Below are 21796 nucleotides of genomic sequence, written 5' to 3'. Positions count from 1 at the left end.
ATGGCCGTGGTCAGAACGGTGTTCGGGTGGTTCACGATCGGGGGTGCGGCGGCCTGCTGTCAGCCCCGCATGCTGCTCTCGGCGAATGGATTCGGACCAGGGGGCAACCGCGGCATCACGGCCCTTCCCCGACGCATGCCAGCATCTCACCTAGAGGGCCACGCGGCCAGGAAACCGGGCCATCGAGTGGCTCGACGTTGTCGCCGCTGCCCCAGAGTCGCTGGTGCGTCCGTTTCACCGGCCTGGGCAGCGGGCCGCGACAACGCGGTGGGAGCGGCCGGCGGCGTGGTCGCCCAGCCCGCGATGTCCCGACGGGCCGCCTTCTCGACGAGCAGGGGAACGAAGTCGCGCACCTTGCCGTCGGCAAAACGCTGATGAATCGTCCACACGGTGTGCGCGATGTCGATCGGCGACGCGGAGGGGTATCGAGCGATCAGACGCGCGATGACGTGTTCGACTTGAAGCAGTTCGTCATCCCCGGCCATCGATACATCGTCTGCCCGGTTCACCACCCGGTCAAGACTCGAAAGGGACTCAGGACAGGCACGGTTCAGACCGCGGACGCGTCCAGTGCGCAGCGGGATTTGATCTTCGAATCCGCGATGTAAACGGTGGGAGGAGCGGACTATGGAGACATAGCACCATTCGGTTGCGAGGAAGGGGACCGTCATGTCTGAGAAGTCGCCGGCCGAACAGGGAATCGCGGCGGGTACGTCGATGGGGGCGGCCGTCATCCTGGTGACCGTGGGCGTCATCCAGTTCTTCCAGGGGATCGCCGCGGTGGCCGAGAACGAGGTCTTCGTCGTCGGCATCGAATACACCTACAAGTTCGACCTCACCACGTGGGGCTGGATCCACATCGTGCTCGGCGTTGTGGTGGCGGCGATCGGTGTCGCGCTGTTCACAGGGGCCGGATGGGCGCGGATCGCGGCGATCGTGATCGCGGCGATCTCGATCATCGCCAACTTCATGTGGCTGCCGTACTACCCATGGTGGTCGGTGCTGATCATCGCCCTCGATGTCGTGGTGATCTGGGCCGTGTCGACCTGGAAGCCGCAGGCAGTCTGACCCGGAAACACGGTCTGACCCGGAATTGCATTGGAAAGCAGGACAATTCGGTGACAAGTCCGACAGCAGGGCCGTGCACCTCGGTGCCGCGGTCCTGCTGTCGGCGTACCTGGTGAGGTCCTAGGCGAGCACGCACGCATGGACGGCCGAGGGAGAAGCCGGTGGGCAAATCCAAGGACAAGAAGTCCGAGAAGCGCTCCGAGCAGACCGGTCGGCAGCCTGCCGAGACCGGGGAGCTGATCGACTCGTCGGTCGAGGAGCACGCCCCGCCGATGACGAACAAGGAATACCGCCGCCAGCTGAAGGTGCTCGACGCCGAGCTGGTCGCGCTGCAGGAGTGGGTCAGGGCCACAGGGGCGAAGGTCTGCATCGTCTTCGAGGGCCGCGATACCGCAGGCAAGGGCGGGGTGATCAGGGCGATCACCGAGCGGGTGAGCCCGCGGGTGTTCCGGGTGGTGGCGCTGCCCGCCCCGACCGAGCGGGAGAAGTCGCAGATGTACTTCCAGCGGTACGTGCCGCATCTGCCGGCAGCCGGGGAGGTCGTCATCTTCGACCGCAGTTGGTACAACCGGGCAGGCGTCGAACGCGTCATGGGTTTCTGCACCGAGGACGAGGCCAGGAAGTTCCTCGAGCTCATCCCTGTGGTCGAGCGCGTGATCGTCGAGTCGGGGGTCATCCTGCTCAAGTACTGGCTCGAGGTGAGCGAGGAGCAACAGACGCTGCGCCTGCAGAGTCGCATCGAAGATCCGCGGAAGGTCTGGAAGCTCTCCCCGTTGGATCTGAAGTCCTACAGCCGCTGGTACGACTACTCGCGGGCCCGTGACGAGATGTTCCGGTTCACCGATTCCGGCTTGGCGCCGTGGTTTGTCGCGCTCAACGACGACAAGAAGCGGGGGCGGCTCAACATCATCAGTCACCTGCTCAGCCAGATCCCGTACACGCCGCTCGAGCGTCCCGACGTCACCCTGCCGAAGCGGCAGGACCCTGGCGGATACCGCGCACCGGCCCTGCCGCTGCACTGGATTCCCACTCCTTACTGACGTTTCCGAGTACCCGGCGAGGAGCAGCGGTCATGGCCACCACGGAACCAACACCGGACCGGGTGCACGCGCGCACCACCGCCGAATCCGGAGCGACCTGGTTCGCCCAGGACGCGGACGCCGTCGTCGCGGCGCTCGACACCGACCCGCAGTCGGGTCTGACGGACGGCGAGGTCGGTGCGCGGCGGCGGAGATACGGGGGCAACGAGATCGCGGCCGAGCCCGCGCCCTCGACGTGGTCGATCGCCCTGCTGCAGCTGAAGGATCCGATGAATCTGATGCTGGTCGCGGTGGCCGTCGTCAGCGTGGTCATCGGCGAGGTGCCGACAGCACTCGTGGTGGCGGCGCTCGTGGTGCTCAACATCGTGCTGGGCACGCAGCAGGAACTGAAGGCCCGCGCCAGCGTGGACGCGCTCGCGAAGATGCAGACGCCGCAGGCGCGGGTGATCCGCGGCGGGACCCTGACCGAGCTCGATGCGACCGAACTCGTCCCTGGCGACATCGTCGCGCTCGAGGCGGGCGACATCGTCCCCGCCGACGGCCGACTGTTGCGGTCGGCCACCCTCGAGACCCAGGAGGCGGCGCTGACCGGCGAGAGCGCACCGATCGCGAAGGATCCCGGGACGCTCGACACCGCGGACGTCGCCCTCGGCGACCGCAGCAACATGGTGTTCCAGAACACCTCGGTCACCCGCGGAACCGCCACCATGGTGGTCACCGAGACCGGCATGCGCACCCAGATGGGCCTGATCGCGTCGATGCTCTCGGCCGTCGCGCCGAGCAAATCCCCCTGCAGCGCGAGCTGAACTCGCTGACCAAGGTGCTGTCCGTCATCGCATGGACCGCCGTGGCGATCATCGTGATCCTCGGTGTTCTGCGCGGGCAGAGCCTGACGACGTTGCTGCTGCTGGGCATCTCGATGGCCGTCTCGGCCATCCCGACCGGTATGCCGACGTTCGTCCAGGCGATGCTGGCCTACGGGGCGCGCCAGCTCGCCGACGCGAAGGCGATCGTGAAGAACCTCAACGACGTCGAGACCCTCGGTGCGACGAGCGTGATCAACTCCGACAAGACCGGCACGCTGACCATGAACCAGATGACGGTGCGCTCGTTGTACTTTCACGGCCGGTGGTTCACGGTGGACGGCGAGGGCTACGGCAAGGCCGGGACGATCGCACAGGTCGCGGGCGAGGCGGTGCCGGACTTCACCCTGCTCGCCTACGGGCTGTGCCTGGACAGCGACGCCACCGTCTCCGACTCCGGGGAGGTCGTCGGCGATCCGACCGAGGCCGCGCTGGTGGTGCTCGCGGCCAAGATCGGGGTCGACGCCCCGCTCACCCGGCGGACGTACCCGCGTGTCGCCGAGGTGCCGTTCGATTCGGCCTACAAGTTCATGGCCACCTTCCACCACCTCCCGGTCCGCGGCAGCACCCGGTTCGCGGAGCTGGTCAAGGGCGGACCCGATGTGGTCCTGGCGCGGTGCGGGACCGCGTTCGTCCCGGGCGGGGAGACGGTGGCGCTGGCCGAGGTCCGGGACGAGCTCATGGCGGCCAACCGCGCCATGTCGGAGAAGGGGCTCCGCGTGCTGGCCTTCGCGACCCGGCTGCTCGACGGTCGGGAGGCGGCCGTTGCCGCGGATCCGATGTCGTTCGTCGAGGACCTCACGTTCGTCGGCATGGTGGGGATCATCGACCCGCTTCGGCCGGAGGCGATCGACGCCGTGCGCACCGCCCATGCCGCGGGCATCGACGTCCGGATGATCACGGGCGACCACGCCATCACCGCATCCGCGATCGGCGCCGAGCTGGGACTCGGGCCGGGCGCGATCGGCGGTGCCGAACTCCAGGCCATGACGGACGAGGAACTCGCGGCGGCCCTGCCGGAACTCCACGTCTTCGGCCGCGTCACGCCACAGGACAAGCTGCGCCTCGCCGACATCATGCAGCGGGGCGGCGCGATCGTGGCGATGACCGGCGACGCCGTCAACGATGCCGCCGCGCTGAAGAAGGCCGACATCGGGGTGGCGATGGGGTCGGGGAGCGAGGTCACCAAGCAGGCAGGGCGGATGGTGCTGACCGACGACAACTTCGGGACGCTGGTCACCGCGATCCGGTTGGGTCGCGGCATCTACGAGAAGATCGTGTCGTACGTCCGCTATCAGATGGCCAAGCTGTTCGCGATGGTGCTGTTGTTCCTCGTCGCGAGCGTGTTCGACATCAACGACGGCATCGCGCTCACCCCGCTGATGGTGCTGTTCCAGAACTTCTTCATCACACTGTTCCCGGTCGCCGTCATCATGCTCGACCCGCTGCCGGCGGACCTGATGAGCAAACCGCCCCGGGATCCGAAACTCCCTATTGCACACCGGAAGGCGTTCATCCAGTGGCTGGCGTACGGGGTCCTGCAGTTCGCCGTCACCCTGGCGGCGATGCTCGTCGCCCCCGGCCCGATGAGTCCGACCGAGGCGAGCGTGCCGATGACGATGGCGTTCGTGGTGCTGTCGATCGGGTCGGTCCTCAGCGGCCTCGTCATGAGGCGCGATCCCGAATCCGGTCTCGCCGCCCCCGTACTCGGCGCGCTGAAGATCCTCTCCATCCCGATCATCGCCACCGTGTTCGCGGTCGAGCTGGGCTTCCTCCAGGATCTGCTCATGACGACGTCCCTGACGGGTGGACAGTGGCTCGCCTGCATCGGGTGGGCGCTGATCATCCCGGTCGTGATCGAGACCGAGAAGGTGATCCGGCGTCGCAGGCGTCGACTCTCGGGGCCACAAGAACTCCTGTCCGCCGCCGTCGCGGTCGACCCGGCGCGGGCACGCACACCCTGATCCCGCCGCGACAATCGGCCGAGCACGACGGCGGAGTTTGGTGCTTCAATTGATGCATGTGCAGGTGGATGGCCTACTCGGGAGAGCCGATCCTCGCGGAGGACCTGCTGTTCCGGCCTGAACACTCGCTGATCGACCAGAGCCTGCACTCCCGCCTCGGCGCCACGACCACGAACGGCGACGGCTTCGGTATCGGCTGGTACGGCGAGGGCACCGAACCGGCGGTGTTCAAGAGCATCGAGCCGGCCTGGAACGACTCGAATCTGCGCGAGATCGCAGGCCACGTGCGCACCCCGCTGCTCTTCGCGCACGTCCGCGCCTCGACCGGGACCGCGGTGCAGCGCAGCAACTGTCATCCCTTCCGGCACGGGCGCTGGTTGTGGATGCACAACGGTGCCCTCGGGGGATTCCGCGAGACCCGGCGCGACCTGATCACCGCGATCGACCCGGCCCTGTTCCCGGATCTCGAGGGTTCGACCGACTCCGAGACGCTGTTCTTCCTCGCGCTGACCTTTGGCCTCACCGACGATCCGGTCGACGCCGTCGCCAGGGCCGTCGGTCTCGTCGAGGATGTCGGCCGGGCCCACGGGGTCGACGATCCGGTCCAGATGACCGTCGCGACGACGGACGGCGAATCCACCTGGATCTTCCGCTACTCGACCGCGAGGCAGTCGAGGTCGCTGTTCTTCTCGACCGAGATCTCCAGGCTGCGGGATCTCCACCCGGAAGTGCCCGTCCTCCATCAGTTGGGCGGGGAGACCCGGTTCGTGGTCTCCGAACCGTTGCGTGACCTGCCGGGTGCGTGGAACGAGGTGATGGAATCCTCGGCCGGGGTCGTCAGGCCGGGACAGGACGAACTCCGCGCCTTCCGGCCGATCGCACCCACCTGAGTGGCACCGGGACCGTGCGCGCCCGGCTTCGGGTGCCGGGCGCGCACGGTCCTACTCCCGGGAGGAGATCGCCGCGACCGGATCCGCGCGGAGCCTGGCGCGGGTCGGTATCGCGATCGCGATCAGTCCCAGCGTCACCGTCGCGGCGATGAGTGCGGCATAGGTGACGGGGGAGATGGCGGGGATCGGCTGCCCGGAGACCCCGAGGCTGACCCCCACCAGCGGCGGCAGCGCGATCAGCGTGCCCACCACCGACGCGATCGTCACCACCATCACCGCCTCGGCGCGCATCATCGCGCGCACCTGCCCGCGGCTCGATCCGACCAGGCGCAGCAGCGCGAACTCCCGACCCCGCTCGGCCGTCGCCATCACCAGGGTGTTCACCACCGCGACCGCCAGGTAGGCCAGCAGCACCGACAGCGCGATCAGGCTCGTCCAGGACTGCGCGCTGCGCTCGGATTCGCCCGCCGCGCCGAGCCCGTCACGGTCGCTGACGGTGTAGCCCGCCGCGGCCAATGCGGCGCCGACCTCGGATTGCCTGCCGGGCTCGGCCCGCACCAGGATGCTGTCGTCCAGCCCGCTCGTGGTGTGGGCGCGCACCACCTCGTTCGCGAAGGTGACGTCGCCGAATCCGAGTCCGCGACCGTAGGTGGCGACGACGGTCGGGCTGACCGCGGTGCCGTCGCCGAGGTGCAGCGTGGCGGTTCCGCCGACCTCGACGCCCAGAGTCTGGGCGGTGTCGCTGCTCAGCGCGACCGTGCCCGGCCCGGCGAGCGCGTCGAGGCCGCCGGACTCGACCTCGAGATCCATCGTCGCGACGGTCGCGGCCGGGTCGATGCCCTGGGCCGAGTACCGCTCGGTGGTGGTGGATTCGCCGTCGAAGCGCGGGACGTACACCTGGCTGCGGGCAACGGGATTCGCCGCCTCGACGCCGGGCGTCCGGCCGATCGCATCGACGACGGCGGGGGACAGTCCCGACCCGGCGCCGGTGACGAGGAAGTCCGCGATGACGCCCTCCCTCGACTGGGTGGCGGCCTCCGCCGCGACGGTGGTCTGGACGAAGATCTGTACCGATCCGATCGCGATCGCCAGGGCGAGCGGGGTGATGGCGGCGGCGAGGCGGCGGGCGTTGCCGCGGGTGTTCGCGGCCGCCAGGAACAGGGCAGGCGATCCCGATCGGCGGAGCGGCCCACCGAGCGCGGCCACCGCGCCGCTGACCAAACGCGGTCCCAGCAGCCCCACCGAGATCATCAGCAGGACAGCGGCACCCCCCGCGCCCGCCAGCGCCGCCTGCCCCGGGACAACGGCGGGCAGCAGCGAGATCACCAGGCCCGAAGCGCCGAGGACCAGTCCGGTGACCATCCGCCCGCGGCCGAGCCGTGCCGGGGTCGCCGATGCCTCCGCCAGCGCGTCGACCGGATTGATCCGGGCGGGCCTGCGCGCGGCGACGGCCGCCGCCGCGCGGGCGGTGATCAGGCTCAGTGCCACGGCCGCGACGGCGGGCAGCGGGCTGAAGGCCAGGGCGAAGTCGGCCGGCAGGAGTCCGACCGCCGCGAAGCGAGACCGGAGATAGCCGGCGAGGACGAAGCCGGGGACGGTGCCCGCGACCGCGGCGACGCCCGCGACCAGCATCACCTCACGCCCGACGAGCCGGTGGATCTGACCCGGGGTCGCGCCGACCGCGCGGAGCAGTGCGAACTCGCGCCTGCGCTGCGCGATCGACAGCGACAGGGTGCTGGCCACCACGAACATGGCGATCATCACCGCGGTTCCGGCGAACGCGATACCGATCATCACCAGTTCGGTACGCGCACTGCCCGCGTCGAGGAACTCCGCGTCGCCGCGGGCCCGTCCGGTGTAGACCTCGACCTCGGGCATTTCTTCGCGGATCCGCTCCGCCAGCGCGCTCGCCGTGACGCCGTCGGCCGCCATGACGCCGATGGTGTCGGTGTTGCCCGAACGCGGTGACAGCGACGAGATCTGGCCGTCGGACAGAAACACGTGTGCGGCCCGGTCCGGGGTCGGGTTCGCGCCCGCGACGCCGACCACGGTGTAGTCGTCGGCGATGCCGCCGTGCGCCAACGAGATCCGGTCGCCGATGCGGGCAGGCTCGGCGTCGTCCACCACGACCTCACCAGGACCGTTCGGCACCCGTCCCTCCCGGATCTCGTACGGGGTCAGCGCGGCCGAGGCCCAGCCGTGCGCCTGCACCGGCCTGCCCGACCACGTGAGCGGAACGCTGACGTCGGGGACCGCGCGCGCCACCCCGGGAACCGACGCCAGTTCTTCCGCGACGCCCGCGGCCAGCGGGGCCCGCTCCGCGAACGGCTGGTCGACGTCCTCCTCGACGACGAGCGACTGCCTGCCGCCGACGATGACGTCCGCGCCGGCGTAGCGCTGCGGCTCGATGCCGCCGCGGATCCCGGACTCGATGAGGACCCCGAGCCCGGTGACGAGCATTGCGGCGAACAGCACCGCGACGAACATGCCGACGAACCCGCCTCGGTGTGCGCGGATGTTCGCGCCTGCAAGCGATCTCATCGGGTCACCACTCCCCGAGGTGGGTCATGTGGTCGGCGACCTGCTGGGGCTCGGCCGGTCCAGGTGACCGACGAAGGCGCCGTCGGCGAGGAACAGCACCCGGTCGGCGTACGAGGCGGCGATCGGATCGTGGGTGACCATCACCACGGTCTGCCCGAGCTCCTCGGCGGTGCGGCGGAGCAGTTCGAGGACCTGCCGGCCGGTTCGCGAATCCAGTGCGCCGGTCGGCTCGTCGGCGAACACGGCATCGGGCCGGGTCACCAGGGCACGCGCGATCGCGACCCGCTGTTGCTGACCGCCGGACAGCTCCGCGGGCCTGCGCCCGCGCAGATCCGCCAGGCCGACCGCGCCGGTGACGAAGTCGAGCCAGCCTGGGTCGGCGCCGCGACCCGCGAGCAGCAGCGGCAGGGTGATGTTCTGCTCCACCGAGAGCGCGGGCAGCAGGTTGTACGCCTGGAAGACGAAGCCGACGTGATCGCGTCGGAACACGGTCAGTGCCTTGGACTTGAGCCGGGAGATGTCGGTGTCGCCGAGCCACACGGACCCCGAGGTCGGCTGGTCGAGGCCGGCGGCGCAGTGCAGGAAGGTGCTCTTGCCGGAGCCCGACGGGCCCATCACCGCGGTGAAGGCCCCGCGGGGCAGGGTCAGGTCGATGCCCCGCAGCGCGGTCACCGCGGCGGGACCGGACCCGTACCTCTTGGTGACGTGCTGGAGTCGGAGGGCGGCGACGGGAGGGCTCAGAACCTGTGTGCTCATGGATGACGACGCTATGGACGGCCGCGTCGGCGGACGATCCCGCGCGCTACCGGATCCATGGTGTGGCTGGCTATACCGACAGGTCCGCCGGGGTGCGGCATGCTGGGGCATGGCGAGGACCGGGCGGCTGCGGAGCTGGTGGCGTGCGCTGCGCTACCTGGCGGCGGAGGGCGTCGCGGGCATGGTGTCGATGGCGCTGCTCGTCGTCGGTCTGGTGCTGGTGGTGTTCCTGCTGTTCGGGCCTGGCTGGCTGCTGGCGCCAAGGGCGGTGGGGTGTTGCGGTGGTGGACGGGCCTGGCCCGGCGTCGGGCCAGGTGGTACTCGGGGGAGGAACTGTCCGAGCGATACCTGCCGATCCCGACCGACCCGACGTTCGAGGACCTGCGTCGGCTGGCGACTGCGGCCTCGACCCGGCGCGACGCCGCCTGGGTCGCGGTGCACGCGCTGATCGCGCCCACCGCCGGCCTGTTCGCGCTCGCGCTCCCCGCCGCGGCCGTCAATTCGCTGCTGATCCCGGCGTATTGGCAGTCGATGCCCGCCGACGAGCCGGTGACCAGCCTCTATCCGGTGACCTCGTGGTGGGGGCCGCGGCGATGCCACTGGTCGGTGTCGCCTACGGCGCGCTGTCACTGTGGCTGACCCCGCTGATGGCGCGCGGGATGTGCGGGCTGGCCGTGCGGCTGCTGGCGCCGACCCGGGAATCGCGGCTGGTGGAGCGGGTGAGCGCGCTGACCGCGAGCCGCGCGGCCGCCCTCGACGCGCACGCCGCCGAGCTCCGCCGGATCGAACGGGACCTGCACGACGGCGCCCAGAACCGGCTCGTCGGGGTGGTGATGATGCTGGGCATCGCGGAACGGTCGCTGCGGACGAACCCGGAACAGGCCCTGCCGCAGCTGCTTCGGGCCCAGGACGCGGCCTCCGACGCGCTCGCGGGCCTGCGCACAATCGTGCACGACATCTACCCGCCGATCCTCGACGAACTCGGGCTCGAGGGCGCGGTCTCGGCGCTTGCGGGCCGGTCCCCGGTGCCGTGCGTGCTGGACGTGGGCGGGCTGCGCCGGGCGCCGGTCGCGGTGGAGTCGGCCGCGTACTTCGTGGTGGCCGAGGGACTGACCAACGTCGCCAAGCACGGCGGCGCGAGCGGGGTGACCGTCCGCCTGCGCACGGCCGACCGGGATTCCGGTGAGGTGCTGCGGATCACGATCACCGACGACGGGCACGGCGGAGCGGTCGAGCGGGCGGGCGGCGGGCTGAGCGGGATCCGGCGCCGGGCCGAGGCCTTCGAGGGGACGATGGAGCTGGCCAGCCCCGAGGGCGGTCCGACGTCGCTGACGGTGGAACTGCCGTGCGGGGCGTGAGGGGTCCCGACGCCATCCGGTCGGGGTCTCGCGCGAGAGCAGCCGTGGGCTACCGTCGTTTCACCATGAGACTGGAGGCGCCGTGCGGATCGTGATCGCCGAGGATGACGCACTCCTCCGCGAGGGCCTGGCGCTGTTGCTGCGCGGGAGGGCTTCGAGGTCGTCGCCGCGGTGGACAATGCCGAGGCCTTCCTGGAGGTGCTGGATTCCGCGGACGCCGCGGTGCTCGACGTCCGGATGCCACCCACCTTCACCAACGAGGGGCTCAAGGCGGCCGAGGAGGCGCGGCGGCGCAGGCCGGGCTTCCCAGTGCTGGTGCTCTCCGCGTACGTGGAGGACCGGTACGCGGGTCGGCTGCTCGCCGAGGGCGCGAACGGGATGGGGTACCTGCTCAAGGAACGCGTCGGCCGGGTCGCCGAGTTCACCGACGCGCTGCGCCGGGTCGCCGCGGGCGGCACGGTGATGGATCCCGAGGTGATCTCACAGCTGATGAGCCGCAGGCGGTCCGATGACCCGATCCGCTCGCTGACCCCGCGCGAGTCCGAGGTGCTCGGCCTGATGGCCGAGGGCCTGGACAACGGCACCATCGCAGGCCGGCTCGTGGTCAGCGAGACCGCGGTGAGCAAGCACATCGGCAACATCTTCGCCAAGCTCGGGCTCTCCGCCTCCGACAGCGGGCATCGACGGGTGCTTGCGGTGCTGGCCTACCTGCGCGGCTGAGCGGCTGCGGCTTCGCCGCCTGTGAGTCCTTCCGGCCCCCTCCGGGCCAGAAGGACTCACAGGCGTGTCTGCATTTCGGGGCGATATCAGGGTAAATCCGGATGCGCCGAACGGTTCTCGCACCATAGGGTCTGGGTATGAAATCAGCTGCGGTCGCGGTCGGTATCTCGGTCCTCCTGCTCGCCGGATGCTCGGACACCTCGGATCCCGTGGTGGTCAACAGCTTTCCCAACCGTGCCGCCGTGCAGGCCGACCTGGACGAACTGGTCCGCTCGACCGTCGGCGGCGCGGTGGCCACGCTGTCCGTTCCCGGCGAGACGGTGGAGCTGCGCAGCGGGGTGGGCGACCGGGTCACCGCAGAGCAGATCCCGGACGGCGCGCAGGTCCGGATCGGCAGCGTCACCAAGACATTCGTGGCGGCCATCGTGATGCAGCTGGTCGACGAGGGGAAGATCGAGCTCGACGCCCCCATCGATCGCTACCTGCCCGGCGCGCTGGTCGCGGAGGGCGTCGACCCGGGCGCGATCACGGTCCGGCAGCTGCTCCAGCACACCAGCGGATTGCCCGAGTACTCCGACGACCCGCGCATCACGCAGACCTATCTCGGCAGCGGCGAGCAGTTCACCCGGCAGGATCTGCTCGCGATGGCGATGGCGCACCCCGCGCAGTTCCGCGCGGGCGAGCGGATGAAATACACCAACACCAACTACCTCGTGAACGGGATGCTGGTCGAGAAGGTCACCGGGAACACGGTCGAGGACGAGCTCGCGAGCCGGATCACCGGGCCGCTGGGGCTGACCGATACCTACCTGCCCGGAACGGGGGAGAAGCAGATCCGCGGACGGCACCCGTCCGGCTACGAGGCGGACGGGGACACCATCGTCGAGATGACGGCGACCGAGCCATCCGGTCCCTGGGCCGCGGGCGCGATGGTCTCGAGCGGGGCGGACCTGACCGCTTTCCTGCGGGCGCTCGTGGAGGGCCGGCTCACCTCGGAGACGTCCTGGGAGGCGATGACCAGCACCGTCCCGATGGATCAGCCCGGCATGTCCTACGGGCTCGGGTTGATGTCGGCAAAACTGTCCTGCGGCAAGGTCTTCTGGGGACACTCCGGCGACATCCCGGGGTTCCACACCCTCTCCGGCGCGACCGAGGACGGCCGGGCCGCCGCGATCACCGTCACCCAGGCGCCGCCGCAGGAGGTCGACACCCTCGCCCTGCTCAGCCACGCCCTCTGCTGATTCACACGACTGCGCGTCAGTGCATGACGGCGGCGATCTCACGGGCGGTGACCCTGGCCAGCTCGACGAAGAAGGGCACCCGCTCGGGGATCATCAGCTCGGTCGGCCCGCGCAGTCCCAGCGCGAACCGGGCGAGGCCGTCGTCCCCGACGACCGGGACGCCGATCGTCCGATATCCGGCGGCCAGCTCCTCGTCGTTGAAGGCATAGCCCCGCTCGCGGGTCAGGGCCAGCTCCTTGCCCAGCTCCTGCGGCCCGGGAACCGAACGCGCCGTGCCCGTTTCGTAGGGCAGCCGACCCAGCTCGTCGTCGGTGACCAGGGACCAGGCCAGCAGCGCCTTGCCAAGCGCGCTGGCGTGCAGCGGCAGCCGGACACCCTGCAGCTGGTGACCGTCGGCCTCCCGCCACCGGCTGGTGCCGAGTAGCACCGCGTCGTTGCCGTAGCGCGTCGCGATCGACGCGCTCGCGCCGGTGGTGGTGGCGAGCTGCTCGAGATGCGGCTCGGCGAGATAGATGCGGTGCTGCCGGTAGGCGATCTGGCCGTACTCCGCCAGCGCACCGCCGAGGCGGTACCGGCTCGACTCCGTGTCCTTGTCGAGGAAGCCCGCGTCGACGAGCGCGGTGAGCAGCCGGTGCGTGGTGCTGACCGCGAGCCCCTGGAGGCGGGCCACCTCCGACACCCCGAGCTCGTCGCCGCCGCGGAAGCAGCCGAGCACCGACAGGGCGCGGGCGACGGTCTGCACGGAGCCGGTCGCCGGGGGCATGAGGTCTGAGGGGGTCTCCACGTCGCGACGCTAACACGCGCGGCCGGTGCGGACGCTTTCCACTGATCGGAAAATTGGTGTTCTGAAACGGCGGCAGATGGCCGAATCACGCAGTGGGAGTCTGTCAAGACTTCCAATCAGCAGAAAACTATACCTAGTCGGTGGGGTTTGGCTCGCCTAGTTTTCGAGGCGTAGATCGATCAGCCTCTCGAACAGGAGCCCCCGATGTCCCGCAACCGCCGACTTCCCCGAGCGCGCCTCGCGCTCGCGCTTCTCCCCGTCGTCGCCCTGGTTGCCGCCTGCGGGTCGGATTCCGAGGGCACCGCAGACGCCGCCGGCTCCGCCGAGCCCACGTTCGTGCTCAAGGTGACCGACCCGGGCAACGCCGGACCTCTCGCGGTCGGCAAGCGGGACGGCACCTTCGACGAGGCGCTGGCCCCGCTCGGAGCGAAGGTCGAGTGGGTCAAGGCGCCGCCCGCGTTCAGCGCGAACCTCAAGCTGTTCAACGCCGGTCAGCTCGACGTCTCCGGTGGCGCGTACAGCCCGGTGGTCGGCGCGCTGTCCAAGGACGTCGCGGTGCGGATCATCGCCGTCGCGGACCCGGTCGACCAGGATCAGAGCGGCATCATCGCGTCCCCTGGCTCGGGGGTGAAGGAGGTCAAGGACCTCGTCGGCAAGCGCATCGCGGTGAACCCCGCAGGCAAGGGTGAGTACATCACCCTGAAGGCGTTGCGCCAGGCCAACATCCCGTTCGACCAGGTCGAGCGGGTGCCGCTGCAGCCATCCGACGCGGCGTCGGCCTTCTCCACCGGCCAGGTGGACGCGTGGGCGTCGTTCAACGACCCCTACCAGGAGGCAAAGGCCCGCGACGGCGTCGTGGAGATCGCCACCGAGGCCAGCATCGACTCCAAGGACAACACGATCGTCGCGTTCCGCACCGCGGTCCTCGAGGAGCGCCCCGACGTCGCGGCCAAGTACCTCGAGACCCTGCAGGCGCTGACCGAGCGGCAGCGCAGCAACCCGGAGGACTACCAGAACGTCTTCGAGAAGGCGGGTCCGAGGGCGCTGTCAGGAGATCGGCTGGACAGGGCAGTCGATCTCGGCCGCCGGGCCTCGGTCCCGCACTACCCGACCGCGGCCGACGAGGCGGACCTGCAGGAGGTCGCTGACCTGTTCTTCCAGAACGGGGTGACCACCCGCGCGCTCACTGCCGGGGATGTCTTCTACCCCTTGCAGTCCAAGGTGGACGCGACCGCTCAGGTCCAGTCGGCCCCGACGAAGACCGGGAACTGACATGGCGTTGCTGAGCCCGCCGAGGGCGCGGGAGGAACGCGGCGGGCCCACCACCCTTGAGCTCGAGGCGCCGCGGTACCGCGCGGGCCGCGCCCGGCCCGCCTGGGTGTCGATCCCGCTGCGCTTCCTGGTGCCCGCGCTGATCGTCGCGGCCTGGTGGATCGGTTCGGCCACCGGCGCGATCCCCGAGGAGATCCTCGCCGGGCCGCCTGCGGTCTGGCGCGCCTTCACCGAGCTCTACCAGACCGGGCAGCTGGTCGACTTCTCCATCGCCTCGTTCAAGCGGGCAGCGGTCGGCGTGTTCTTCGGCGTCCTGATCGGCCTGGCGTTGGGGGTGCTCTCCGGACTGTCCAGCCTCGGTGAGGAACTCATCGACTCCACGATGCAGATCAACCGGGCCATCCCGTTCCTGGCGCTGGTACCGCTGTTCATCGCCTGGTTCGGCATCGACGAGACCTTCAAGGTGCTGCTGATCGCGGTGGCCACCGTCGGCCCGATGTACGCCTACACGTACCTCGGCGTCCGCAACGTGGATCGCAAGATGGTCGAGGCCGCCCAGAGCTTCGGTCTGCGGGGTGGCGGCTCGTGTTCGGAGCGATCCTGCCCGCCGCGCTGCCCGGGGTGCTGATGGCACTGCGAATCTGCCTGTCCATCAGCATCACCGGTCTCATCGCCGCCGAACAGGTCGGCACCCGGGAGGGCATCGGCTACCTGGTGACGCTGGCGCAGGAGTACAACCGCACCGACTACATGGTGCTGTGCGTGGTGCTGTACGCGGTGCTCGGCCTGATCTTCGACGGCATCGTCCGGGTCATCGAGAAGTTCGCGATGCCGTGGCGGGGACAGGTGGGGGTCCGATGAGCGCCTCCGACACCGCGTTGCCGCCGCTCGCCGTGCGGGAACGCACCGCGACCGCGGCCCGTGACCGGCGGGCGGGCGAGCCCGTGGCTGTCTCGCTGCGCGGGGTCCGCAAGGCGTTCGGCGACAAGACCGTGCTGGACGGCGTCGACCTGGAGATCCACCGCGGCGAGTTCGTGGTGCTGCTCGGCCCGAGTGGCACCGGCAAGACGACGCTGCTGCGGCTGCTCACCGGCCTCGAAAGGCCCGATGCCGGAGAGATTCTGGTGCCCCGCCAGCGCACCACCGTCTACCAAGAGCCGCGCCTGATCCCGTCCAAGCGGGTGCTGGCCAATGTCACCGTCGGGCAGCGCCGGACCGCCCAGAACCGGGACCGCGCCGCGCGCTCGCTGGCCGAGGTGAATCTGGAGGCCAAGGCGCGGCAGTGGCCTGCCACCCTGTCCGGCGGCGAGGCGCAGCGGGTCGCGCTGGCCAGGGCCCTGGTCCGCGAGCCGGAGCTGCTGCTGCTCGACGAGCCGTTTGCCGCGCTCGACGCGCTGACGAGGCTGCAGATGCAGGACCTGGTCGGCGATCTGGTGGCCCGGCACCGCCCCGCGGTCCTGCTGGTCACGCACGACGTCGACGAGGCCGTCCGCCTGGCCGACCGGGTGCTGATCCTCAACGAGGGCCGGTTCGCTGTGGACGTCGACATCGACCTCGCCCGGCCCCGCGACCGTACCGACCCCGAGTCCCTCCGCTACCGCGCCGCGTTCCTCACCGAGCTCGGCGTCGGCCGCACCGCTTCCCCCACAACCACTTAGGAGCCCGAGATGACCGCAGCAGTCGACACCGCCCTCGACACCCTCTGGTACACCCGCTGCCCCGTGCCCACAGCGAGCGGCCTCGCGCACAGCCTCGGCTGGCTGGGGGAGACCGCGGCGGAGGCGGGCGTCAGCCTGGGCGTCCTGCAGGACGCCGGACCGGAGCTGGCCGTCCGGCACTTCGACCACCAGCTGCTCGGCCTGGTCCGCGAGGGCGGCAACGTGCCCGCGATCGCGGCCCGCGCGCAGGGCTCGCCGACCCGGCTGATCGGGCTGACCTGGATCGACGAATCGCAGGCCATTCTCGTCGGGCCGGACTCCACGGTCGCGGGCGCCGCCGACCTGGCGGGCCTGCGGATCGGGATCCCGGCATGGGCGCAGGACCAGGCGCGCAGCTTCCCGCGCGCGATGGCTCTGCACGGCTTCGCGAACGCGCTGCGCCTGGCCGGCCTCACCCTCACCGATGTCGTCGCGGTCGAGGTGGAGGTGGAGCGGAACCCGCAGGTGCGCAGCGCTGTTCGCGATGGCCGCCGCAGCACCACCTGGGGCGTCGACGAGCTGCTGCGCGGCGAGGTGGACGCCATCTACGTCAAGGGCGCCCGCGCGCAGGAGGTGGCCCGCGAGCACGGCCTGCGGGTGGCGGTGGACCTCGACGCCACCGACGCGAAGCGGATGCGGGTCAACAACGGCACGCCGCGCCCCATCACCGTGCACGCCGACCTGCTCGAGTCCCGGCCCGAGCTGGTGGTCGGCTTCCTCGCGCAGAGCCTGCGCGCCGCGAACTGGGCGGCCGACAACCTGGACCGCGTCCGCGAGGTGCTGGCCCGCGAAACCCTGTCCGGTCCCGAGGGAGTCGCCGCCGCGTACAAGGAGGGCTTCCACAAGGACCTGCACCCGTCGCTGTCCGACGAGCGCGTCGAGCTGATCGGGATCCAGAAGCAGTTCCTCTACACGCACGGGTTCCTGGCCGCCGACTTCGACCTCGAATCCTGGGTGGCCCGCGAGCCCCTGGAGCAGGCGCTGGAGCTGCTGGCCGCCGGAAAGGTGCCGTCATGACCGAGTTCCTGTGGCGGTTGCCCTCGCAGGGAGACGGCAGGCACGCGTCGCCCGGCTCGCGGAACCGCGGCGGCTTCGGCGGACCGCAGGTGCCCACCGTCGCGACCGATGTGCGGCCCGGCAACTTCGGGCCCTTCGACGACCTCGCACAGGTGGTGCTCGCGGCCGAACTGTCCGGGTTGGACGGGGTGCTCGCGCCCTACGACCCGCTCGGCGAGGAGTCGTGGATCGTCGGCGGCGGTGCGCTGCGCGACACCCGGCACTCGAGGGTGATCGTCGAGTTCCACCCCTCCTTCGGCACCCCCGTGTACGCGGCGAAGGTGTCCGCGACGCTGCAGCGGCTCTCCGGGGGACGGCTGTCCTGGCGGCTGCGGGTGGAGACCGACGAGGCCGACGCCCGCGCCCGCGGCGACCGGGTCACTGGCGTGGACCGGTATACGCGGGCCGCGGAGTTCCTCACCGTCGCGCGCGGGGTGTGGAACGAGACCCCGGTCGCCGGAGCCGGATTCAACGGCACCGGATTCGAATTCGACGGCGAGTACTTCGACGTCATCGACGGCGGGTTCCGCGGCATCCTGTCCGGGCTGCCGTTCCCGACCGTGTACCTGTCCGGGGACTCCGAGCAGGCGCTGGAGCTGTCCGCGCGGCACGGCGACGTGCACCTGTTCACCGAGACCGTCGACGGGATCGCGGCGTCGGTGCGCGACCTGCGGAGTCGGTCGCGGGCACTGGGCCGCACGGTGCGCGCCGGGCTGGAGCTGCCGATCATCGCCCGCGAGACAGAGGAGGAGGCCTGGGCCCGCGCCGAGCGGCAGTGGCACGAGGTCCACGACGACGGCGTCGGCGCGCGTTCGCTGGACCTCGGCGGCGGGCGCTGGGCCGGCTTCACCGAGCTCGGCTACGACCAGCCGATCGGCCTGGTCGGCAGCTATGAGCAGGTGGCGCAGCGACTCTCGGAATACGTCGACGCAGGCGTCGACAGCTTCGTGCTCGACGGCAGCCCGCACATCGAGGAACTGCACCGCACCGGCGAACACCTGCTGCACCTGGTCGACCCGGCCGGACGCACCCTGGCTGGTCAGGAGGCCACCGCATGAGCATCGACTTCTACTGGCGCATCGGGATGGAGGGCGACCACGCGTCGCTGCGCACCCCGCGCCGATACAACCGCGGCGAGGCGAACGGCCACGGCCCCGGCAACATCGCGCCCGCCATCCGCGGCGGCGAACTCGACGGCTACGGCTACATCGACCATATGGCGGCCGTGGCCAAGGCGTCGGAGTCGGCCGGGTTCCTCGGCGGCCTGCTGCCCTCGTTCCCGGTCACCGAGGACCCGTGGGCGGTGGCGGCGGCGCTGGCCCGCGAGACCACCACCTACCGGTTCATGGTCGCCTTCCAGCCCGGGTTCCTGCATCCGGTGCAGGCGGCGCGGATGTCGGCGAGCCTGCAGCGGGCCACCGGCGGCCGGCTCGTCTACAACATCATCAGCGGCGGCGGGGGACCGGCGCAGCTGTGGTGGGGCGACAAGGTGAACCACGATGATCGGTACGCGCGCACCAGCGAGTTCCTCGACGTGCTGCGTGGCGTGTGGGACGGCGAACCCTACGACCACGACGGCCGGTTCTTCCAGACCGCGGGGGCCGCGCTGCCGCCCGGGCTCGCAGGCCAGCCCTTCCCCGAGGTCTACTTCTCCGGTTCCTCGGCCGCCGCGGTCGGCGCCGCCGGGCTGCACAGCGACTACTACCTGTCCTGGCTCGAGCCCTTCGGCGACCTGCGGGCCAAGTTCGACGGCGTCCGCACCCACGCGGAGAAGCTGGGCCGCACACCGAAGTTCGCGGTCCGGATCGACGTCGTCGCCCGGCACACCGAGGAGGCCGCCTGGGCCGAGGTGGAGAAGGGCTGGGCATTCGTCGACCGCGCGGCGGCCAACCGGGCCGCCCAGGGTGACTCGGTCGGCGCGGCCAGGATCAAGGGCTGGGTGCCGGAGACCATCACCGGCTACCGCGATCTCGAGGTGCAACCGAACGTCTGGGCCGGGTTCAGCCTGATCCGCGGCGGCCCCGCCTTCGGCCTGGTCGGCAGCTACGAGCAGGTCGCGCAGCGACTCGACGAGCTGCGCGAACTCGGCGTCGACGCGTTCATCCTCGCGGGCAACCCGCACCTCGAGGAGGCCTACCGCGTCGGCGAGGAGGTCCTCCCGCTGCTCCAGGCGGCTCCGCCGCCCGTGCGCGCTTCGCGAGTCCAGGGACTCGACAACCACGCACGGCTCCTCACCCCTGACCACTTTCGAATTTCACCAGGAGAAACCCATGACCACCACCGAATCCCGTATCAGCGAGACCGTCGCCGCCTTCGTCGCGAGCGCCACCCGCGACGCCGAGAAGGCGTTCCGCGTCTTCCGCGAGACCGGGACCGTCTCCGCCAACGGCACCGTCAACTTCGTCGAGCGGGTGCCAGGCGAGGAGATCGCCGTCGCGCTCAACGAGCCCGGGCCCTGGGCCGACGACCGCACCATCGAGCCCGTCGTCGCGACCTTCGACGGCGAGGTGCTCTCCGGCCGCGGCTCCACCGGCTTCGTCACCGGCTACGCCAAGGTGTTCCGCGAGCACCAGGAGATCACCTCGATCGTGCACGTGCACACCCCGTGGCTGGGCGGCTTCGCGCAGACCCACAAGAGCCTGCCGATCCGCTACGCGGCCTCGCAGCGGCTGACCCTGTCCCGCGAGATCCCGCCGCACATCGACCGCAGCATCGGTGCGGGCGAGTTCATCCTCGGCGAGCTGGTCCGTGACCCTGACCTGGTCGCGATCTTCGAGGCCAATGGCGGCGTCAACGTGATCGGCCGCGCGGGCCTGCTCGAGCTGGCCAAGTTCGTGGTGCTGCTCGAGGAGGGTGCCCAGTACCAGGCCATCGGCGAGTCCGTCGGCGGCACGGTCGAATTCGACAAGACCAACCTCGTCGCCCAGTGGTCCCGCAGCGGCCTGGTCGACGAGGCCCGCCGCCGCGGACTCGTCTAGGCGGCTCCGCCGCCCGTGAGTCCTTCTGGTCCGTATCGGGGCCAAAAGGACTCACGGGCGCTTCGCGCCTCCCACCCCATCTCTTGAGGAGAACTTCCCCATGACTGTTCGCGTCGGCTACTTCCCGCACAACAACTCCCTGTTCGTCCTGCGTCACCGCGGCATCCTCGAAAAGGCGCTGCCCGACGTGGAATGGGTTGACCTGCGCGCCCTTCCGGAGTCCGAGGCGGTGGATCCCAAGACCGGCCTGCCGAGCCTGCATTCCGACTGGCTGTTCACCGAGGGCGGGTATGACGTCATCGGCACCGGATTCACCCCGCCGCTGACCGCCCTCGCGAAGGGCCACGACGTGGTCTACATCGGCATCTCCGGCCCCCGCGTGGAGAACGGCCGCCTCGTGGCCCTCGCGAGTTCCGGCATCGAGTCCGCCGCGGACCTGAGTGGCAAGAGGGTGGGGATCGCGCACGGCTCCTGGCAGACCACGCTGCTGCTGTTCGCGCTGGAGACCGCCGGGCTCAGCTGGGCCGACATCGAACCGGTCGACACCGGCGTGCACGACGGCGCCGAGGCGCTGCTGCGCGGCGACCTGGACGTGTGGGTCGGGGCCTACCCGGGCCTCGAGGCGCTCGAGAAGTCCCACGAGCTGCGGACCCTGGTGGACACCGAATCGCTGTTCAGCCACCCGTCGCTGTGGTTCACCCGCCGGGATTTCGCGGAGAACAACCGCGAGGCGCTCGAGGCCGTCATCGCGGCGCTGCAGGAGTCCGACGCGTGGATCGACGCCAACCCGCGCGAGGCGGCGCAGTATTTCGTCGACGATGCCCTCGCCCGGGGCGATCGGGCCGACCTGGACCGCTGGGAGCGCGCGCTGCGTGGCCGCCCGTTCGGCCTGAACCGGGTCAGCGAGGCGTTCCTGGACGAGCAGCAGCGTGCGGGGGAGTTGCTGGCCGCCAACGGCCTGCTGTCGAGGCCGGTCGACGTGCGCGCCGCAGTGGTGCCGTGGATCGGCGAGGCCGTGGAGGCGGCGTCGCCTGTGCGCGCTTGACGAGTCCCGACACTCGTCAACCGCGCACAGGCGCGAAGCGCCTCCTCCGGGGCGGTGTCCTGGCACGATGGACCCTATGGACGAGGTGAAGTACGCCGAGGACCTGATGGTCGGCGACGTCATCGATCTCGGCTCGCATACCGTCGGCGAGGCCGAGATGGTGGACTTCTCGACCGTGTGGGATCCGCAGGACTCCCATCTCGATGCGGCGGCGGCCGCCGACGGCTACTTCGGCGGGCTCATCGCCAGCGGTATGCACACCACCGCCGTCTACCAGCGGCTCGCGGTGCTCGGCGCCTATCGGCACTGGAGCGTGATCGGTGCGCGCGGCCTGCGCGACGTCCGGTTCCTGCGTCCCGTGCGTCCCGGGGACGTGCTGACCGGACTGCTGGTGATCGACGAGGTCGAACTGGACGATCGCGGCCGCGGGCTGGTGACCACGACCGGGCAGCTGGCGGACGCGCAGGGCCGGGCGGTGTTCAGCCTGCTCACCGAGCTGTACCTGCACCGTCGGCCCTGACGA

At 70.5% G+C, this 21796-nt stretch carries 16 protein-coding genes and 5 pseudogenes; 17 read left to right on the top strand and 4 right to left on the bottom strand.

Going from position 1 to position 21796, the window contains the following annotated elements:
* Nucleotides 1-299 precede the first annotated feature (299 nt).
* Nucleotides 300-485 (bottom strand): annotated as a pseudogene (locus tag BTZ20_RS18500) (three-helix bundle dimerization domain-containing protein); the annotation flags it as partial.
* Nucleotides 486-669: 184 nt separating this feature from the next.
* Between BTZ20_RS18500 and BTZ20_RS18495 the strand changes: the two are divergent.
* From BTZ20_RS18495 to BTZ20_RS18480, 4 genes and pseudogenes are all read left to right on the top strand, one after another.
* Nucleotides 670-1068: a hypothetical protein gene (locus BTZ20_RS18495; RefSeq protein WP_077042361.1), complete on the top strand. Its 399-nt coding sequence runs from the start codon at nucleotides 670-672 to the stop codon at nucleotides 1066-1068.
* Between the two features lie 236 nt (nucleotides 1069-1304).
* On the top strand, nucleotides 1305-2108 hold the full coding sequence (gene ppk2 / locus BTZ20_RS18490) for a polyphosphate kinase 2 (RefSeq protein WP_077043815.1): 804 nt from the start codon (nucleotides 1305-1307) through the stop codon (nucleotides 2106-2108).
* A 32-nt stretch (nucleotides 2109-2140) separates the two neighbouring features.
* Nucleotides 2141-4935: pseudogene (locus BTZ20_RS18485) on the top strand (cation-translocating P-type ATPase).
* Between the two features lie 56 nt (nucleotides 4936-4991).
* Nucleotides 4992-5825: a class II glutamine amidotransferase gene (locus tag BTZ20_RS18480; RefSeq protein WP_223263403.1), complete on the top strand. Its 834-nt coding sequence runs from the start codon at nucleotides 4992-4994 to the stop codon at nucleotides 5823-5825.
* A 51-nt stretch (nucleotides 5826-5876) separates the two neighbouring features.
* Here the strand turns inward: BTZ20_RS18480 and BTZ20_RS18475 are convergent, their stop codons facing one another.
* Together BTZ20_RS18475 and BTZ20_RS18470 are read right to left on the bottom strand one after the other, a co-directional pair.
* Nucleotides 5877-8366: an FtsX-like permease family protein gene (locus BTZ20_RS18475; RefSeq protein ID WP_077042359.1), complete on the bottom strand. Its 2490-nt coding sequence runs from the start codon at nucleotides 8364-8366 to the stop codon at nucleotides 5877-5879.
* Between the two features lie 24 nt (nucleotides 8367-8390).
* Nucleotides 8391-9122 carry an ABC transporter ATP-binding protein gene (locus BTZ20_RS18470; RefSeq protein WP_083742745.1) on the bottom strand — a complete coding sequence of 244 codons (732 nt, stop codon included), beginning with the start codon at nucleotides 9120-9122 and terminating at the stop codon, nucleotides 8391-8393.
* A gap of 273 nt (nucleotides 9123-9395) precedes the next feature.
* On the opposite strand from BTZ20_RS18470, the gene BTZ20_RS28340 reads away from it, so the two are divergent.
* The 4 genes and pseudogenes from BTZ20_RS28340 (at nucleotide 9396) to BTZ20_RS18455 (ending at nucleotide 12441) form a co-directional block, all read left to right on the top strand.
* Nucleotides 9396-9761, top strand: coding sequence for a sensor domain-containing protein (locus BTZ20_RS28340; protein ID WP_223263402.1), 366 nt, complete (start codon nucleotides 9396-9398; stop codon nucleotides 9759-9761).
* On the top strand, nucleotides 9716-10480 hold the full coding sequence (locus tag BTZ20_RS28335) for a sensor histidine kinase (protein WP_223263401.1): 765 nt from the start codon (nucleotides 9716-9718) through the stop codon (nucleotides 10478-10480). Before BTZ20_RS28340 ends, BTZ20_RS28335 begins: the two co-directional genes overlap by 46 nt.
* A gap of 82 nt (nucleotides 10481-10562) precedes the next feature.
* Nucleotides 10563-11200 (top strand): annotated as a pseudogene (locus BTZ20_RS18460) (response regulator).
* Nucleotides 11201-11337: 137 nt separating this feature from the next.
* A complete protein-coding gene (locus BTZ20_RS18455) occupies nucleotides 11338-12441 on the top strand; it encodes a serine hydrolase domain-containing protein (RefSeq protein ID WP_077042358.1) in 1104 nt (367 codons plus the stop codon).
* A 16-nt stretch (nucleotides 12442-12457) separates the two neighbouring features.
* On the opposite strand, the gene BTZ20_RS18450 is transcribed toward BTZ20_RS18455, so the two are convergent.
* The gene (locus BTZ20_RS18450; RefSeq protein WP_077043814.1) at nucleotides 12458-13204 is read right to left on the bottom strand and encodes an IclR family transcriptional regulator; all 747 of its coding nucleotides are present in this window, start codon (nucleotides 13202-13204) and stop codon (nucleotides 12458-12460) included.
* A 225-nt stretch (nucleotides 13205-13429) separates the two neighbouring features.
* Between BTZ20_RS18450 and BTZ20_RS18445 the strand changes: the two genes are divergently transcribed.
* From BTZ20_RS18445 to BTZ20_RS18405, 9 genes and pseudogenes are all read left to right on the top strand, one after another.
* A complete protein-coding gene (locus tag BTZ20_RS18445) occupies nucleotides 13430-14497 on the top strand; it encodes an NrtA/SsuA/CpmA family ABC transporter substrate-binding protein (protein ID WP_077042357.1) in 1068 nt (355 codons plus the stop codon).
* A 1-nt stretch (nucleotide 14498) separates the two neighbouring features.
* Nucleotides 14499-15358 (top strand): annotated as a pseudogene (locus tag BTZ20_RS18440) (ABC transporter permease).
* Nucleotides 15355-16155: an ABC transporter ATP-binding protein gene (locus tag BTZ20_RS18435; protein ID WP_077043813.1), complete on the top strand. Its 801-nt coding sequence runs from the start codon at nucleotides 15355-15357 to the stop codon at nucleotides 16153-16155. Before BTZ20_RS18440 ends, BTZ20_RS18435 begins: the two are co-directional and overlap by 4 nt.
* Before the next feature lie 9 nt (nucleotides 16156-16164).
* Nucleotides 16165-17211 (top strand): ABC transporter substrate-binding protein, encoded by a 1047-nt coding sequence (locus tag BTZ20_RS18430; protein ID WP_077042356.1) that lies wholly within the window; start codon nucleotides 16165-16167, stop codon nucleotides 17209-17211.
* Nucleotides 17208-18308 carry an LLM class flavin-dependent oxidoreductase gene (locus BTZ20_RS18425; protein WP_077042355.1) on the top strand — a complete coding sequence of 367 codons (1101 nt, stop codon included), beginning with the start codon at nucleotides 17208-17210 and terminating at the stop codon, nucleotides 18306-18308. The genes BTZ20_RS18430 and BTZ20_RS18425 overlap by 4 nt, the downstream gene beginning before the upstream one ends.
* A pseudogene (locus tag BTZ20_RS18420) lies at nucleotides 18305-19429 on the top strand (LLM class flavin-dependent oxidoreductase); the annotation flags it as partial. The gene BTZ20_RS18425 and the pseudogene BTZ20_RS18420, both read left to right, overlap by 4 nt.
* 91 nt (nucleotides 19430-19520) lie before the next feature.
* Entirely contained in the window at nucleotides 19521-20228 is a 708-nt protein-coding gene (locus BTZ20_RS18415) for a class II aldolase/adducin family protein (RefSeq protein ID WP_077042354.1), read from the top strand.
* Between the two features lie 100 nt (nucleotides 20229-20328).
* Nucleotides 20329-21273 carry an ABC transporter substrate-binding protein gene (locus BTZ20_RS18410; protein WP_077042353.1) on the top strand — a complete coding sequence of 315 codons (945 nt, stop codon included), beginning with the start codon at nucleotides 20329-20331 and terminating at the stop codon, nucleotides 21271-21273.
* A gap of 67 nt (nucleotides 21274-21340) precedes the next feature.
* Entirely contained in the window at nucleotides 21341-21793 is a 453-nt protein-coding gene (locus tag BTZ20_RS18405; protein WP_077042352.1) for a MaoC/PaaZ C-terminal domain-containing protein, read from the top strand.
* Nucleotides 21794-21796: the final 3 nt, after the last annotated feature.

Origin of the sequence: Rhodococcus sp. MTM3W5.2 (assembly GCF_001984015.1) — a bacterium.
GTDB lineage: Bacteria > Actinomycetota > Actinomycetes > Mycobacteriales > Mycobacteriaceae > Rhodococcus_G > Rhodococcus_G oryzae.
This window is presented reverse-complemented; position numbering and strand designations above follow the sequence as displayed.

Excerpts from the sequence above, each read along its gene's own strand:
- BTZ20_RS18495 (WP_077042361.1), top strand. The coding sequence starts at position 670 with ATGTCTGAGAAGTCGCCGGCCGAACAGGGAATCGCGGCGGGTACGTCG.
- BTZ20_RS18480 (WP_223263403.1), top strand. The coding sequence starts at position 4,992 with ATGTGCAGGTGGATGGCCTACTCGGGAGAGCCGATCCTCGCGGAGGAC.
- BTZ20_RS18475 (WP_077042359.1), bottom strand. The coding sequence starts at position 8,366 with ATGAGATCGCTTGCAGGCGCGAACATCCGCGCACACCGAGGCGGGTTC.
- BTZ20_RS18470 (WP_083742745.1), bottom strand. The coding sequence starts at position 9,122 with ATGAGCACACAGGTTCTGAGCCCTCCCGTCGCCGCCCTCCGACTCCAG.
- BTZ20_RS28335 (WP_223263401.1), top strand. The coding sequence starts at position 9,716 with ATGCCACTGGTCGGTGTCGCCTACGGCGCGCTGTCACTGTGGCTGACC.
- BTZ20_RS18455 (WP_077042358.1), top strand. The coding sequence starts at position 11,338 with ATGAAATCAGCTGCGGTCGCGGTCGGTATCTCGGTCCTCCTGCTCGCC.
- BTZ20_RS18450 (WP_077043814.1), bottom strand. The coding sequence starts at position 13,204 with ATGCCCCCGGCGACCGGCTCCGTGCAGACCGTCGCCCGCGCCCTGTCG.
- BTZ20_RS18445 (WP_077042357.1), top strand. The coding sequence starts at position 13,430 with ATGTCCCGCAACCGCCGACTTCCCCGAGCGCGCCTCGCGCTCGCGCTT.
- BTZ20_RS18435 (WP_077043813.1), top strand. The coding sequence starts at position 15,355 with ATGAGCGCCTCCGACACCGCGTTGCCGCCGCTCGCCGTGCGGGAACGC.
- BTZ20_RS18430 (WP_077042356.1), top strand. The coding sequence starts at position 16,165 with ATGACCGCAGCAGTCGACACCGCCCTCGACACCCTCTGGTACACCCGC.
- BTZ20_RS18425 (WP_077042355.1), top strand. The coding sequence starts at position 17,208 with ATGACCGAGTTCCTGTGGCGGTTGCCCTCGCAGGGAGACGGCAGGCAC.
- BTZ20_RS18415 (WP_077042354.1), top strand. The coding sequence starts at position 19,521 with ATGACCACCACCGAATCCCGTATCAGCGAGACCGTCGCCGCCTTCGTC.
- BTZ20_RS18410 (WP_077042353.1), top strand. The coding sequence starts at position 20,329 with ATGACTGTTCGCGTCGGCTACTTCCCGCACAACAACTCCCTGTTCGTC.
- BTZ20_RS18405 (WP_077042352.1), top strand. The coding sequence starts at position 21,341 with ATGGACCCTATGGACGAGGTGAAGTACGCCGAGGACCTGATGGTCGGC.